Origin of the sequence: Vibrio tapetis subsp. tapetis, assembly GCF_900233005.1 — a bacterium.
GTDB lineage: Bacteria > Pseudomonadota > Gammaproteobacteria > Enterobacterales > Vibrionaceae > Vibrio > Vibrio tapetis.
This window is the reverse complement of record NZ_LT960611.1, coordinates 809,064-825,005: the sequence shown is the minus strand read 5'-3', so window position 1 is coordinate 825,005 and position 15,942 is coordinate 809,064. Positions and strand designations below refer to the sequence as shown.

Genomic DNA, 15,942 nt, shown 5'->3' with positions numbered 1-15,942 from the left:
AACACTAAAGATGTAATGAGAATGTTATTGTAGGCTTTCCAAGAGGTTAAGGAAAGACACTTTGAATTGGAACAGTTTAAGTTTTAGGCGCCGATTATTGATGATCATGACTCTGTCAGGGTTAATCGAATTGCTCATTTTGTCGGGAGCAGGGTTTGCCTATATCAAACATTCTCAGCAGCAAGAAATGGGGCAAAAGGCACTTGGCATAGCACAATTTCTTGCTCAGTCTCCAACCGTGGTTTCTATGGTTGAACGCTCTGAAGCCGCGCGTTTATCAGGCCAAATGGCTAAATTGACTCAATCAATTGGTGCGACATTTATTGTGATTGGCGATAGTAAAGGGGTTCGCTTGATTCACCCTTTGCCAGAACGCGTAGGTTTGCCAATGAAAGGTGGGGATAACATTCGTGCTTTAGAAAAGGGCGAATCTTATGTGTCGTTTGCTCATGGGTCATTGGGTAAATCCGTTCGTGGTAAAACACCGATATTGAATGCTAACGGGCAGATCATTGGTGTCGTTTCCGTTGGGTACTTATTGGATAGTTTACAAGACAGAATCGAGCCGTTTTTAGCATATTTAATCGCGATGGCGCTACTCGTGGTCGTGGCTAACGGCTTTTTGTCAAACTACGCCTCGCGCCGTTTTCAAAAAGCGATCTTGGGTTTTGAACCGGAAGAAATTGCACGGCTGTATGTCGAACTTGATATTACGATGAGCACCATTAAAGAAGGGGTTATCAGCATCGATAGCCACGGTTTTATCCGCTCTATCAACAAAAGTGCCTGCGAAATACTGCAAGTTAATCGTGACAATGCCATTAACCAAGCCATGAAATCAGTGCTGCCAGAAAGCGGCTTAACGGAAATATTAACGACCAAAGAAGCTCAACAAGATCTGGATATTTACCTTAACGGCCAGCACATCGTGGCTAATCGATACCCTATCATCGTAGAAGGCCAAGTTGTTGGGGCGGTATCGAGCTTTCGTCGTCAAGATGAAATCACTGAATTGACCAAACAACTTTCCCAGAGCAGAGAATACGCCGATATGTTGAGGTCTCAAACTCACGAACATCGGAATAAACTTAATACCATCAGTGGGCTCGTGCAGCTAGGAGAAATTGAAGAGGTACAGAGTCTGATTGGTCAAGAAACCGATCACTATCAGAGTCTGATTGGTTTTATCCGCGAAATTGTCACTGATCCGTTGGTCGCAGGTTTATTGTTAGGCAAAACGGAGCGAGCTAGAGAGCTAGGTTTAACGCTCGATATCGATGAAGAGTCACGGTTGATGTTATTACCAGAAGGGATGAGCGCAAACAACATAGTGACGATTTTAGGTAACCTCATCGATAATGCGTTTGATGCCACTTTAAGTAATCAAAACCGCACGACTAACCGCGTTAGTGTTTCTATCGGCGACTATGGAACCGAGGTGATACTCGAAGTTGAAGATAGAGGGTGTGGTTTACCTAAGCAGTTGTCGGTAGAGCAATTAGTGAGGAAAGGCATCTCAAGTAAAAATACAGTGGGAAGGGGGATGGGGCTGTATTTAGTCAATAAACTCGTCAAATTAAATAATGGTCAATTAGAAATTGTAAATAATGCATCTCAGGGAGTGAGAGTCGCGGTCTATTTACCTAAGGAAAAGCAGAAATGACAGAATCAATCAAAGTCATGATCATCGAAGATGACTTAGCCATCGCAGAAGTACATCGACGGTATTTGGCGCAGATTGGCGGGTACGAGGTGGTGGCCATTGCGACGAATCAAACGGAAGCGGAAATGCAGTTGGATATACTCAAGCCTCAATTGGTGATTTTGGATGTGTATCTTCCTGACGGTAATGGGTTGGAAATCTTGCGTCAGGTTCGTCAGCAACAGCAAGCGTGTGACGTTATTTTAGTCACTGCTGCCCGTGATGTAGACACTTTACAAGAAGCGATGCGTGGCGGTGTGGTAGATTATTTACTTAAGCCTGTCATGTTTCCAAGGTTAGAGGCAGCACTTAAAAAGTATCAGCAACAAAGACATCAGTTAACGGGCACGAATGATTTGGATCAGCAGATTGTCGATAAGATGCTCCAAGCGCAAAACGGCGATGATGCTTCTGCTCGCCTACCTAAAGGTATTGATGGAGTGACTCTGGATAAAATACGCGAATTATTTAAGCATGAAGCTCAACTAACGGCGGATGAATCTGGAAATAAGATCGGAGCAAGCCGAACAACCGCTAGAAGATATCTAGAATACTTAATCTCTACTGGTGAGTTAGAAGCGGATGTGGTTTATGGAACTGTTGGCAGACCAGAGCGCAGTTATAAAAAAGTTATCCGCTCAAAGTAACTTCGAACGCAAAACTCTCGTCTACACTTAAAGCATGGTGAAGGCACTAAGGGCTGCGCATGTTCAAATGGTTACTGTGTGTTTATATGGCGTTTTTTGTTGCACAAACTCAAGCCAAAAGTATGGTGTTTGTCCATAGTTATCATTTTGGCTATCCTTGGGTGCAAGAGTACCGTTCAGGTTTCTTCGATACATTAGATAAGATGGAAGTCGCTGAGTTTCAAATGGATACCAAGCGCCGAGCCCCCGATGAATTCAAAGCGATTGCGGAACAAGCTTGGTCATTTGTTATAAAAAACGCACCGGATGTCGTGGTTGTTTCTGATGATAATGCGCTCAAGTACCTAGGGCCGAGGCTTTCCGAACAAGGTATTCCTTTCTTTTTCATGGGTGTGAATGCTAACCCGCGTAATTATATCCCAATAACAGATACGGTATCGGGTGTCTTGGAACGGCCTTTAGTTCGTCGATCGGTATATATGATTGGTAAAGTTTTACCCGATGTTAAACGCATTAGGGTGTTAATGGATTCAACTGTTACTTCCAACGCGATACTTGAAACATCCTTTGGAAATAAGCTCAACCAAACCGTGACTGGAATAGAGGTAGATACCAAGCTGGTTAGCAGTTGGGAGCAATGGCAACAGTTCATATTTGATGCAAAATACGATGGTTATGATGCCGTCGTTATTGCAAATTATGCAGGGCTAAAAGATAGATATGGCCGCCACCATGATATGGACAGTGTAAGTGAATGGACGAGTGAGCACAGTGAGCTCCCGTTATTTGCTTTTTGGGCATATTCAGTTGGAAAGAAAAAGGCGGTTGGTGGTTTGAGCATTAGTGCAACGCAGCAAGGTATTGTCGCGGCGCAACTGGTCAATCAATATTTTGAACAGCAAACAATGCCGATGATCACAACCCCAGAGAAAGGGGCGTTTGTATTTAGTCAGTCGGAACTCGATCGATGGAAATTGCACTTGCCCGCTGAAATTCACTCAAAAGCAAGAATGCTTGAGTAATGGTAGGTAGAATGATGGCATTGATAGAGAAACGTCACCCTCGGTTTTTTCCAACATTTCGGTCTTTTTTAACATTAGCCGTAACCTTGTCTGCGGCGAGTTTTCATGCACAGTCAGAACCGATTAAATTGTCTTTCATCCACAGTTACCATTTTGGTTATTTATGGGTGCAAGATTATCGGAGAGCATTTTTTGAGTACGTCGACGACTCTGTGGTGATTGAAGAGTTTGAAATGGATACTAAGCGCCACTTTAGCCAGCAAGATCTCCGTGAAGCAACCAAAAGAGCCAAGCAGTTTTATCGTGAAACGAAACCCGACATGGTCGTTCTTGCTGATGATGCTGCGCTACAGCATATTGGTCCCTATATTCAGTCTTATGACATTCCGATTTTTTTCTCGGGAATTAACAATAATCCAAGAAACTATATTGACCTAAATAGTAATGTCAGCGGGGTACTAGAAAGACCCTTGCTACTGCGTTCAGCGAGTATGTTGGCCCACATCATTCCTGATCTTGAAAAAATCAAAGTGTTAATGGACGCATCCACGTCGTCTCGTGCCATCCTTGAAACGTCATTTGCCAATAAAATGAATCAGACCATTACCGGGATTCAATTGGGCGGTGTCATGCTCAATAGCTTTAGTGAGTGGCAGCAAGAAGTGATGCAGGCAAAAAGCGAAGGGTACGATGCCATTATGCTCTTGGTTTATAGCTGCTTAGAAGGGGAGGAGGGCGTGTATCTCACAACCAAACAGGTAGACAGTTGGACCAGCGAACACAGTGAGTTGCCGGTATTTGCTGGGTGGGAGTTTTCTATTGGCAAAGGACGGGCTATTGGTGGGTTTAGTTTAAGTGGTTACGAGCAAGGTAAAGCACTGGCAGAGCAGGTTAACCATTACGTCGCTAACAACGAAATGCCGATAGTTGTGACTCCTAAGAAAGGCGCTTACGTTTTTAGTCAATATGAAATAGAGCGATGGAATATCCGATTACCTAACAGTATTGATAGCCAGACGTTATATCGAGAATAATTCAGGCTTGTTACTTTGTTACTTTGTTACTTATTTGCCTTAATCAAAAAATGCGCCTAGTTATTTAGGCGCATTTTACTTTGGTTATTTTGCCAGTTTAGTTGAAAGAGGGCTTAATCAACTTGTGTTGGGTTGTCGGTATTCACATCATTTCTTGAGCGTAAGTATTGAATGAACTTACGAATCAGTGGAGCAGCAAGTACTGCGATTGCTAAACAGGTGAATACAGCGGTAATTGGACGTTCCCAAAGGAAACTGAGTTCACCGTCGCTTATCATCAAAGCACGTCGCAGATTCTCTTCCATCATTCCACCGAGAATGAATCCAAGTAGAAGCGGAGCCAATGGAAAGTTTGCCAGCCTTAACATGATGGCAGCAAACGCAATGATCAGCATGATAAAGATATCAACGGTATTGAACGACACCAGATACACGCCAGTGATAGAGAAAAACAATATCATTGGAAGCAATACCGTGCGCGGAACCATCAACAACTTAGAGATGTATGGAATAAGCGGTAAGTTCAGAATCACCAATACGATGTTACCAAAGTACATGGAAATGATCACCGACCAAAATACATCCGGGTGATCGACAAACAAACGAGGGCCAGGCTGAATACCGTAAGCGATTAATGCGCCAAGCATAATGGCCGTTGTACCAGAACCTGGAATACCTAGAGTAAGCAGAGGAACAAAAGAGCCACTAGAAGCGGCGTTATTTGCCGACTCAGGGGCAACTAACCCACGGATACTGCCTTTACCAAATTCTTCTTGTTTGTCTTTAGGAGCAAGATTACGCTCAAGCCCATAACTTAAGAAAGCCGCGATGGTGGCGCCAGCGCCCGGCAATACACCAGTAAAAAAGCCAACAATGGACGAACGAATAGAGACAGGAGCGACTTCCATGATCTCTTCTTTGGTCACTTTCATGCTACCAATCTCGCCAATCATTTTACTTTCTTCATCACGAGTATCAGATTGTGGCTTAAGGATACCCATTAAGGTTTCGCCGAGTGCGAAGGTTGCCATTGCCAATAGTAGGAATGAAAATCCGTCCATTAAATCCGTCATACCGAAGGTAAAACGTTCAACACCGACGCCTTTGTCAATACCAACGGTGGAAAGCATCAAACCTAGAATAGTCATCATCCATGCTTTTAATACTTGGCCTTTACCTGCAAAGGCTGCAACCGCAGAGAGCCCTAATAGCATCAAAGCAAAATAATCGGAAGACTGGAAACTGAGCGAAACACTGGCCAGTGCAGGTGCCGCAATAAGCAACATAATGGCCGAAAGGGTGCCACCGGTGAATGACGAATAAGCCGCTAAAGCGAGTGCTTTACCTGCTTGGCCTTTCTGCGCCATCGGGTAGCCATCGAATGCGGTCACGACAGTAGAAGAACAACCAGGGGCGTTAATCAAAATGGAAGAGGTTGAACCGCCAAATACCGCGCCGTAATAGACGCCTGCCATTAAAATAAGGCCTGATGAAGGATCGAGTCCGTAGCTAATCGGGATCATTAGGGCAATGGCGGATATAGGCCCAAGCCCGGGCAGCATGCCTATGAAGGTACCCACGAAACAGCCAACGATAACCATCATTAAATTGAAGGGCATGATAGCAGTCGATAGCCCAGATAAAATTCCATCTAACATAATCGTGTCCCTATTAAAGTGTGAATAAAATGCCGGGTTCTAGATAGACCTCTAGCACTTGGGTAAGTAATAAATAAAAGGCGATCACGAATGGAAAAGAGGCACCAAATAACACGCCTTTTCTACGTTCACCCAAAATATAAAATCCAGCCAATAGGAAGAAGCTCGTAGCAAGCACAAAGCCAATATAGGTAAGCCCAACGCCATAAATGGCCATCAATGCAAGAAAACCGAAAAGCAACTTCCAGTTAAAGTCCATAATCGCACCGGATTGTTCATCTGTTTTTGCCGTGACTATCATCGCCAGTGACAGGAAAATACCAATCGCCGTCAAAATGAAGGGCAGAGTTCTGGCAGTAAAAGGTTCATATTCGTCACCCGGAAATAACGGGATCTGCGCAGTTTGGTAGCCGTAAACTAAGCAAACAAGCAAAAAAAGGATGGCTCCTACTCGGTCACGGCATAAAAGGTTAGGGACTTGGGTCGACATAGTAAACTTCCTATGTGATGCACTTTCTACAAGGTTATAAAAAGTGAAAAAGGCCATATACACGGAAGGTCAAAGGGGCGTGTTACGCCCTCATATGACATAAACAAAGGAGTGTATCGGTGTACTTGTATATGGCTTAAATAGTTATAATTAAAGTGGTTAATCTAAGGGACTATTTTAGGAAGCCCAATTCACGCATTAATGAACCCATTTGCTTTTCTTGGTCTTCAAGGAAGCTAAAGAATGCTTGATCTGGCTTGTAGTTATCAATCCAGCCGTTGCGGTCACGAACAACTGCCCATTGCTCTGTTTTGTACATTTTAGACAGTGCTTCATTGTATTCATCAATTTTGGCTTGGCTTGTGCCTGGTGCTGCAAAGAATCCACGCCAATTAGCAAAAACAGTTTCGTTACCCGTTTCAACGAGAGTTGGGATATTAGGTGCAGCAGGTAAACGTTTTGGTGCGGTTACGGCAAGAACGCGTACTTGGCCACTTTTCGACATCTCTAGCACTTCGCCAAGGCCTGTCGATAACAGTTGTGTTTCACCAGATAACAATGAAGCCATGGCTTTACCGCCTGCATCATAGGCAATGTAGCGTACTTTCTTAGCATCAAAACCTTCGCCTTTAAATGCAGCAGCGACCACTAAGTGATCCATACTGCCACGAGCGGAACCACCAGAAACTTTCACGTTACGTGGGTTTTTCTCAAATTCGTCAACCACATCCTGCCAAGTCTGATACTTTGAATCGACAGACGTTACGATAGCGCCATAGTCGGCGATGGTGGCTGCGACGGGTGTTAAGTCACGGAATGATTGAGGGAAGACGCCAGTTAAAGAACGAACAACAATCGGAGTCGAGTTCACCATTAACGTGTCTGGCTGGCGAGATGCCGTTTCAATTAAATGAGCAATGGCTTTACCACCACCGCCACCTGAAAGGTTTTGAAAAGACACTTTGTCGACAATGTCAGACTTGACCAAGGCATCGCCTGTTCCACGAGCTGTCATATCCCAGCCACCCCCAGCACCACCAGGGATTAAGAAGTGAATTTTCTCTAAGTCAGACGCAATCGCACCAAATGAAAGAGTGGTCGCTATAATAGAAGCTGCGAGGGTAGGTTTAAATGCTTTAAACATGTCACATTCCTTATGTATCCGTTATGAATTAAGCACCAGCGAAGCAGGGTGTTAATAAAATGTTATCGCTGATGGGTTAAACATAGAGGGATTTAATTGGCGTGACTATAAATCGAGTTTAAAGGCAATAAAGTACAAAAAGTGAATTATGTTCATATTGTTCACGGGCGGTGATTTCTAGTTATAAGCCAATAAAAACGGCATTCTTTAGTAAAAAATGCCGTTTAGTGTGGGATCAGAGTTGTGAACTTGTACTGCTTAGTCTGTGATTCATTTTTTGATCACTCTTGTAACAACAGACGTTACGCGAGTTTGAATTGCGCTACGATACCTTCGAGCTGTTGGTTGGTTTCAGCAAGTTGATGGCTACTTTGAACCGTGTTGTTACTGTTTTGGTTGAGGGTCTCAATCATGTCTTGAATGGTGACCATTATGCGGCTAATTTCGTCACTGACGAGGTTTTGTTCGCTGGCTGATGTTGCAATCACCGAGGCTAACTCATCAATTTCACTAATGGACTCAACAACGTGATCTAGCGAGTCCATCACTTGTGACGTGCTGTCCGCTGTTTGTTCGCAACTGTGTTTAGTTGCGTTCATGCCTTTTACCAACGATTGACTCCCATTGTGCAGTTTGGTCAACATTTCATTGATCTCGGATGTACTGTGTTGGGTGCGGGCGGCGAGTGCACGTACCTCATCGGCCACGACAGCAAATCCACGGCCTTGTTCGCCGGCGCGAGCTGCTTCAATGGCTGCATTGAGTGCTAATAGGTTGGTTTGCTCAGCAATTTCACCAATAACCGTTAGAACTTTACTTATCTGCTGGGTATCTTGGCTCATCACCTGAACGGATTGAGACATGTTGTCCACTTCTTCAATAAGAGCAGAAACACTATCCACCGCGTGGTGAACCGTTTGTTTCGAACGTGATGCTTCGTTGTTTGCTTTTTGTGTTAGCGTTGCGGCGTGTTTAGCGTTTTCGGCTACTGTGTCTGCTGCCGAGCTCATTTGGGTGACGGCGGCGGCTGCTTGATCGGTTTCGGCGCTGTGAGCCGTTAGCAACGACTGCGTTGAATCGGTTTGTTGCTCGACCTGAACAATCTCCGTGCTTATTTTCATCCTAGATTGCGAGACCTCCAGCATCATGGCCTGAAGTTGACTGATAAATTGATTAATACTTGCGGCAATGGTACCTAGGTCATCTTTTGTCGATACTTGCAGTCGGCGAGTTAAATCGCCTTCACCTTTGGCAAGATCGGTCACAATGTTTCTTAGAGATACGATGGGCTTGTATGCAAAATACAGTGCCAGAATACTCAATGGCATTATGACTGCAGCAGAAATGAGTAAAGCGACGGTAATAGCATCATTTACCTTGCTGGTATTTTGTTTAATAAATCCTTGGTCAATATAGCCAGTTAATTGCCACTGTTTACCAAATACTTCAATATGATTTTGGAGTGGAGTAAGTTCGCCATCTTGTTTATTTGAAAATATGGTCATGCCATTGTTGTCGATGAGTTCGATATAACTTCCTTCTACGGCTGTTGCTGTCAGTAAGTCTCGGATGTGGCTTAAATCAATATAAAAAACATCACCTTCAGACATGCCTCTTGGTACTGTAACTGAGATCATTGGTTTGTCATTACGCATTAATACGTCACTTACTACCAGCTCTTCACCTGCCTGATTGATTTTCTCTAAAATGGATTGCGCCAAATTGAGTTCTGTTACTTCACCGTTCTTATCAAACACCAAATCATAAGAGGCTTTATAGATGTTGTCGAAGCCAGTTCTATCTAATGTTTCGGCGATAGAAATCAGGTTAACCTGCAAGCTCTCTGCCAGTAAAACTTTGTAGTTCATTTCGTCGATGAGCTTGTCTTTAACCAAGTTTAATTGAGCGTTGATGCTTTGAGTTTCTTTCTTATAAATGTAATCACTAATAAAGTGGTTGGCACTTAAATAAGAAGTAAAAATCGTGCCAATAAAAATACTGAATACGACCAAAAAGACTTTTGCTTGAAACGATATATTCTTCATTGTGTTACTACCCCAATAGATTGGATTGTCCGATTTTAATGAGTGAATTTTTAGTTAAGGCAAGGGGGTTTAGTACTCGATAATTGAATAAAAATCGTGTGGTAGCCCATATTCTTTTAACAAGTCTCCCAGTGTAACTAAGCCCTTAAATTTGATTAATCGTTAGCGCTTTAAAGGGTGAGAAAGATCTACAGACAAAAATAAACCAGTGATCTTACGCATCCCATTACTTCAAATTCCGCTCGATATTATTATGCGAATATGAGTATTGTCTCAAATTGGTGCTTGAATCGTTTCTTATTGGCTGGTGGTTTTTATCAAAATTAAAGGATCTTAATGGTGTTAATGGCGTAAATCGCTGACGGGTTGCTTATGTATTCAAGGTTTGGAAATGAGAGTGATTGTGAAGGTTTGTCTACAATATGGGTTTTGCTGGGATTATCGATAAATTTTATGTATCGAAATTAACTTATTGTTTATTAGTTATTTTATGTGAAATTTATAGATTTACACTGGTGAATGTAAAATAGACTTTAGTCTAAATTGTAGACAATTCTCTTGATTGTCGACAATCTCATGGTGTAAGTTAATTGCATGTTAACCAAATGTTGGTTTTGATATGTCTGATTTACATTTAAGCGTGTCTGATAAAGAAAACACCAAATCTGAAAACTTAACCAATTACCTTATCGAAGCGATTGTTGGAGGAGACATCCCTCTGGGCAGTAAAATCTCTGAACCAGAAATCGCTAAACGTCTAAATGTGAGCCGCGGCCCGTTGCGGGAAGCCATCATGCGTTTGGAAGGGCTTGGATTGATTGAGCGTATTCCACATGTGGGCGCTCGTGTCGTCAGCTTTTCTCTGAACAATCTTTGCGAATTGTATGCAGTACGCGAGCCACTTGAAGGCATGGCGGCTCGTCTAGCGGCAAGGAACATCACGGATGATGAGATTCGCGAACTCGACTTGTTATTAAGCACCCACTCTAGCCATATAGACCAGGTTGCGGGGAAATCGTATTTTCATCAGCAAGGTGATTTTGATTTTCATTACCGAATCATAAAAGCGAGCAGAAATAGCAAGTTGGTCACACTGCTGTGTGATGAGTTATATCACCTAGTGCGAATGTACCGATACCAATCTCCAAAATCCCCATCGCGTCCAACCAAAGCTTTGCAAGAGCACAAATTTATCCTACAAGCGATTCGAGATCGTGATGAAGAATTGGCCGAAATGCTAATGCGTCGTCATATATCGGGTAGCCGAAAACTGATTGAACAACAAATTAACGAACAAATTGAAGAGCAAAAGGAGAATGCATCATGAGTCAGAGCCAAGGCGCCAAATTCCGACAAGCCGTCACAGATAACGATCCATTGCAAATCGTTGGAACCGTGAATCCGTATTGCGCCATGATGGCCAAAACATTAGGTCACCAAGCCATTTATTTGTCTGGCGGCGGTATCGCCAATGCCTCATACGGCTTACCTGATCTTGGCATTACTACCCTTAATGATGTGTTGGTGGATGTAGAGCGTATTACCAATGCCTGTGATGTGCCTTTGCTGGTGGATATAGATACCGGGTTTGGCGGTGCATTTAACATTTCGCGTACCATCAAAGCGATGGAAAAAGCCGGTGCTGCGGCAATCCATATGGAAGATCAAGTGGCGCAAAAGCGCTGTGGCCATCGTCCAAATAAAGGCATTGTTAGCCAGCAAGAGATGGTCGACCGAGTAAAGGCGGCGGTGGATGCCAGAAATAATGATGAATTCGTCATTATGGCGCGTACCGATGCTCTCGCAGTAGAAGGTATAGACTCTGCGATAGACAGAGCGATTGCTTGTGTACACGCTGGTGCTGACATGATTTTCCCAGAAGCCATGTCCAAGCTAGAAGAGTACGTACAATTTTCGAATGCGCTTAGGTCTGAATTTGGCAAAAACGTCCCCATCCTTGCCAACATCACCGAATTTGGTCAAACGCCACTATATGGCTGTGAAGAATTAGCAAAACACCAAGTAGACATGGTGCTTTACCCACTCAGTGCGTTCCGTGCAATGAACAAAGCCGCCGAGATGGTTTACCAACATATTCTGACTGAAGGAAACCAAGAAGCGCTGCTTGATGATATGCAAACTCGCAAAGAGCTTTATGCCTACCTTAACTACCACGACTACGAAAATAAATTGGATCACTTATTTAAGAGTGGTTCTGAATAGGCTCGCTCATCCATAGAAGATAAGCAGTGAACGAATATTTACCTAATTAAACCATAACGCATTGCTGTTGGAGCTTGCTCCAGCAAAACAAAAGAATAGAGAAGGAGTTCGTCATGTCAGAGAAACAACTAGGCGGCGCAGGATTGCGCGGACAAAGTGCAGGAAGCACGGCTTTATGTACGGTAGGTCAGTCTGGTACTGGGCTAACGTATCGAGGTTATGATATTACCGACCTGGCAAATAATGCCCAGTTTGAAGAAGTGGCGTTCTTATTGCTACAAGGCCATTTACCGAATCAAGCAGAGTTGGACGAGTATAAAACACGCCTAATTGGCTTGCGTGGTTTACCTGATGCATTGAAAAAAGTGTTAGAGCTGATCCCGGCCGACGCTCACCCAATGGATGTCATGCGTACGGGTTGTTCCATGCTAGGAAATCTAGTGCAAGAGCAAGATTTTTCGCAGCAACAGCAAGCAACTGAACGTATGTTGGCTTTGTTTCCTGCGATGATTTGTTACTGGTATCGCTTTAGTCATGACGGCGTTCGTATTGATACGGATGATCGTTCAGAAGACTCCATCGGTGGCTATTTCCTTAAGATGTTAACGGACAAAACGCCAACCGAGCTACATAAACAAGTGATGCACTGTTCACTTATTTTGTACGCAGAGCACGAATTTAATGCGTCTACATTTGCAGGCCGTGTTTGTTCATCGACACTTTCTGACATCCACTCTAGTGTTACCGCGGCAATTGGCACGCTACGTGGCCCACTTCATGGTGGGGCTAACGAAGCCGCAATGGCAATGATTGAAAACTGGCAAACACCTGATGAAGCCGAAAGCAACATCATGAAAATGTTGGCAAACAAAGATAAAATCATGGGCTTTGGCCATGCGGTATATCGTGAAAGCGACCCACGTAATGCACTCATCAAAGCTTGGTCGGCTAAGTTGTCTTCGGCCGTAGGAGACACTCATCTATACGCGGTGTCTGAGCGTGTTGAATCGGTAATGAAGCGTGAAAAAGGCCTATTTTGTAACGCCGATTTCTTCCATGCGTCTGCTTACCACTTCATGGATATTCCAACCAAATTGTTTACACCGATATTTGTCATGAGCCGACTAACCGGTTGGGCCGCGCACATTTATGAGCAACGTGCCAACAACCGAATCATTCGCCCAAGTGCCGACTACACAGGCCCAGATCATCAAGATTGGCTGCCAATTGAAGCTCGTAAGTAAATGCCACCAGAAAGAAATTTTAGCGACAAGTAGTCAAGTAACTGGCAATTAAGCTTATACATTGATAGGCCTCCCAACGAAGGAGGCCAACAAAACACAGCATGGATGGACAATATGAGCGCTCTCCCGACCAACACCCAATATCGTAAAACCTTACCGGGTACAGAACTCGAGTACTTTGATGCAAGAGACGCTGTGAATAGTATTTCTGACGGCGCATTCGATAGGTTGCCTTACACATCTCGTGTGTTGGCTGAAAACCTAGTCAGACGTTGTAGCCCAGAGACGCTAACGGATTCTCTCAAGCAGATCATTAATCGAAAACGAGACCTAGATTTCCCTTGGTATCCTGCTCGTGTTGTTTGTCACGATATTTTAGGACAGACCGCACTCGTCGATCTGGCTGGCTTGCGTGATGCCATTGCCGAACAAGGTGGCGACCCAGCTAAAGTCAATCCAGTGGTTGAAACTCAACTAATCGTGGATCACTCGTTAGCGGTGGAGCATGCCGGATTTGATAGTGACGCGTTTGATAAAAACAGAGCCATTGAAGATCGTCGAAACGAAGATCGATTTCACTTTATTGAGTGGTGTAAAACGGCGTTTGAGAACGTCAGCGTTATTCCTGCTGGTAACGGCATCATGCACCAAATTAACCTAGAGAAAATGTCCCCTGTCGTGCAGGTTAAACACGGCATTGCGTTTCCAGATACCTGTGTAGGAACAGACAGTCATACACCTCATGTTGATGCCTTAGGTGTCATTGCTATTGGTGTCGGAGGCCTTGAAGCAGAAACAGTGATGCTTGGCCGCCCATCGATGATGCGCCTGCCTGATATTGTCGGCGTTAAGCTCAACGGAAAACGCCAAGAGGGTATCACCGCTACCGACATCGTTTTGGCCATCACGGAGTTTTTGAGAAGTGAGCGTGTCGTTTCATCCTATTTAGAATTTTATGGCGAAGGGGTAAAAGATCTCACTATTGGTGATAGAGCGACCATTTCGAACATGACACCTGAATACGGCGCGACCGCGGGCATGTTTTACATCGACGAACAAACCATCAACTACTTAAAACTAACGGGACGGGAGTCAGAGCAAGTTGAACTAGTTGAACAGTACGCAAAGCAAACCGGGCTTTGGGCTGATGATTTAGAAGAGGCTGTTTATGAGCGCGTACTTGAATTTGACCTTTCCAAAGTAGAACGAAATTTGGCCGGCCCATCAAACCCGCATCGTAGATTGCCGACGGCTGAATTAGCTGAGCGTGGCATTGCCAAACAGTGGCACGAACAAGATGGCAGCGACGAGAGTAAAACCATGCCTGACGGCGCGGTGATTATCGCTGCAATTACGTCTTGTACCAATACCAGTAACCCAAGAAACGTGGTCGCGGCTGGGCTACTTGCCAAAAAAGCCAATGAGTTGGGTTTAGTGCGTAAACCTTGGGTGAAAACATCGTTTGCACCTGGCTCAAAAGTTGCGAAATTGTATTTGGAAGAATCCGAGTTATTACCCGAGTTAGAACAACTTGGCTTTGGCATTGTTGGGTATGCCTGCACGACCTGTAATGGTATGAGTGGTGCGCTTGATTCAAATATTCAAAAAGAGATCATCGACCGAGACTTGTATTCAACAGCGGTGTTATCAGGTAACCGTAATTTTGATGGGCGTATCCATCCTTACGCGAAGCAGGCTTTCTTAGCGTCGCCTCCTTTGGTTGTGGCGTATGCGTTGGCAGGTACCATTCGTTTTGATATTGAGCGTGATTCGCTTGGTACTGATGCTAATGGCAACTCAATATACCTTAATGATATTTGGCCAACTGATGCGGAAATTGACGCGGTCGTTAACAAAAGTGTAAAACCCGAACAGTTTAAGCAAGTTTACATTCAGATGTTCAAATTGGATGACGAAACGACCAATAGCAACCCGCTTTATGATTGGCGTCCAAAAAGTACCTATATTCGTAGGCCTCCGTATTGGGAAGGTGCACTTGCAGGTGAAAGAACCATGTCAGCAATGAGGCCGCTTGCCGTGCTAGGCGACAACATAACGACGGATCATTTATCGCCATCAAATGCGATCTTGGCCTCCAGTGCTGCTGGTGAATATCTAGCAAAAATGGAGGTGCCAGAAGAGGACTTTAACTCTTATGCAACTCACCGAGGGGATCACTTGACGGCTCAGAGAGCCACGTTCGCAAACCCTAAGCTGTTTAATGAAATGGTGCAAGATCACGGTGAAGTCGTGCAAGGATCTTTGGCTCGAATCGAACCTGAAGGTCAGGTCAGCCGAATGTGGGAAGCAATAGAAACCTACATGAACCGAAAGCAACCGTTGATCATCGTTGCAGGTGCTGACTATGGGCAAGGCTCATCACGAGATTGGGCGGCGAAAGGCGTGCGACTTGCAGGGGTGGAAGTGATTGTAGCTGAAGGGTTTGAACGAATTCATCGAACTAACTTGGTTGGTATGGGCGTACTGCCGTTACAATTTAAAACGGGTGTAGACAGAAAATCACTGGGGTTAGACGGATCAGAACTTTATGACGTTCTAGGTGATATTTCTCCCGGTGCGGATTTGGCTCTTATTGTTACGCGCTCAAACGGTGAAAAAATCGATGTACCAGTGACCTGTCGATTGGATACCGCGGACGAGGTGAGTGTTTATAACGCTGGTGGTGTACTGCAACGTTTCGCCCAAGACTTTTTAGCACAATAGGAGACAAAG

At 44.3% G+C, this 15,942-nt stretch carries 12 protein-coding genes; 8 read left to right on the top strand and 4 right to left on the bottom strand.

All coding sequences use genetic code 11. The features are described 5' to 3' along the window. Positions 1-61 precede the first annotated feature (61 nt). The 4 genes from VTAP4600_RS03705 to VTAP4600_RS03690 are packed head-to-tail and all read left to right on the top strand — an operon-like array spanning position 62 to position 4,405. A complete protein-coding gene (locus tag VTAP4600_RS03705; protein WP_102521560.1) occupies positions 62-1,663 on the top strand; it encodes an ATP-binding protein in 1,602 nt (533 codons plus the stop codon). Beyond that, positions 1,660-2,349, top strand: coding sequence for a response regulator (locus VTAP4600_RS03700; protein ID WP_102521559.1), 690 nt, complete (start codon positions 1,660-1,662; stop codon positions 2,347-2,349). Before VTAP4600_RS03705 ends, VTAP4600_RS03700 begins: the two co-directional genes overlap by 4 nt. Before the next feature lie 59 nt (positions 2,350-2,408). Then, on the top strand, positions 2,409-3,371 hold the full coding sequence (locus VTAP4600_RS03695) for an ABC transporter substrate-binding protein (protein ID WP_102521558.1): 963 nt from the start codon (positions 2,409-2,411) through the stop codon (positions 3,369-3,371). 11 nt (positions 3,372-3,382) lie between these two features. Next, positions 3,383-4,405 carry an ABC transporter substrate-binding protein gene (locus tag VTAP4600_RS03690; protein ID WP_102521557.1) on the top strand — a complete coding sequence of 341 codons (1,023 nt, stop codon included), beginning with the start codon at positions 3,383-3,385 and terminating at the stop codon, positions 4,403-4,405. Between the two features lie 113 nt (positions 4,406-4,518). Here the strand turns inward: VTAP4600_RS03690 and VTAP4600_RS03685 are convergent, their stop codons facing one another. The 4 genes from VTAP4600_RS03685 to VTAP4600_RS03670 form a co-directional block, all read right to left on the bottom strand. Then, on the bottom strand, positions 4,519-6,063 hold the full coding sequence (locus VTAP4600_RS03685) for a tripartite tricarboxylate transporter permease (RefSeq protein ID WP_102521556.1): 1,545 nt from the start codon (positions 6,061-6,063) through the stop codon (positions 4,519-4,521). Between the two features lie 13 nt (positions 6,064-6,076). Then, positions 6,077-6,553, bottom strand: coding sequence for a tripartite tricarboxylate transporter TctB family protein (locus tag VTAP4600_RS03680; protein WP_102521555.1), 477 nt, complete (start codon positions 6,551-6,553; stop codon positions 6,077-6,079). Between the two features lie 172 nt (positions 6,554-6,725). After that, complete coding sequence (locus VTAP4600_RS03675) at positions 6,726-7,697, bottom strand: tripartite tricarboxylate transporter substrate binding protein (protein ID WP_102521554.1); 972 nt, start codon at positions 7,695-7,697, stop codon at positions 6,726-6,728. A 302-nt stretch (positions 7,698-7,999) separates the two neighbouring features. Continuing rightward, entirely contained in the window at positions 8,000-9,742 is a 1,743-nt protein-coding gene (locus tag VTAP4600_RS03670; RefSeq protein ID WP_102521553.1) for a methyl-accepting chemotaxis protein, read from the bottom strand. Between the two features lie 619 nt (positions 9,743-10,361). On the opposite strand from VTAP4600_RS03670, the gene VTAP4600_RS03665 reads away from it, so the two are divergent. From VTAP4600_RS03665 to acnD, 4 genes are all read left to right on the top strand, one after another. Continuing rightward, a complete protein-coding gene (locus VTAP4600_RS03665; protein WP_102521552.1) occupies positions 10,362-11,069 on the top strand; it encodes a GntR family transcriptional regulator in 708 nt (235 codons plus the stop codon). Beyond that, positions 11,066-11,965, top strand: coding sequence for a methylisocitrate lyase (prpB, locus tag VTAP4600_RS03660; RefSeq protein WP_102521551.1), 900 nt, complete (start codon positions 11,066-11,068; stop codon positions 11,963-11,965). Before VTAP4600_RS03665 ends, prpB begins: the two co-directional genes overlap by 4 nt. A gap of 113 nt (positions 11,966-12,078) precedes the next feature. Then, entirely contained in the window at positions 12,079-13,209 is a 1,131-nt protein-coding gene (gene prpC, locus VTAP4600_RS03655) for a bifunctional 2-methylcitrate synthase/citrate synthase (RefSeq protein WP_102521550.1), read from the top strand. Positions 13,210-13,323: 114 nt separating this feature from the next. Further along, positions 13,324-15,933, top strand: a complete 2,610-nt coding sequence (acnD, locus tag VTAP4600_RS03650) for a Fe/S-dependent 2-methylisocitrate dehydratase AcnD (protein WP_102523887.1) — start codon at positions 13,324-13,326, stop codon at positions 15,931-15,933. The last annotated feature ends 9 nt before the right edge of the window (positions 15,934-15,942 follow it).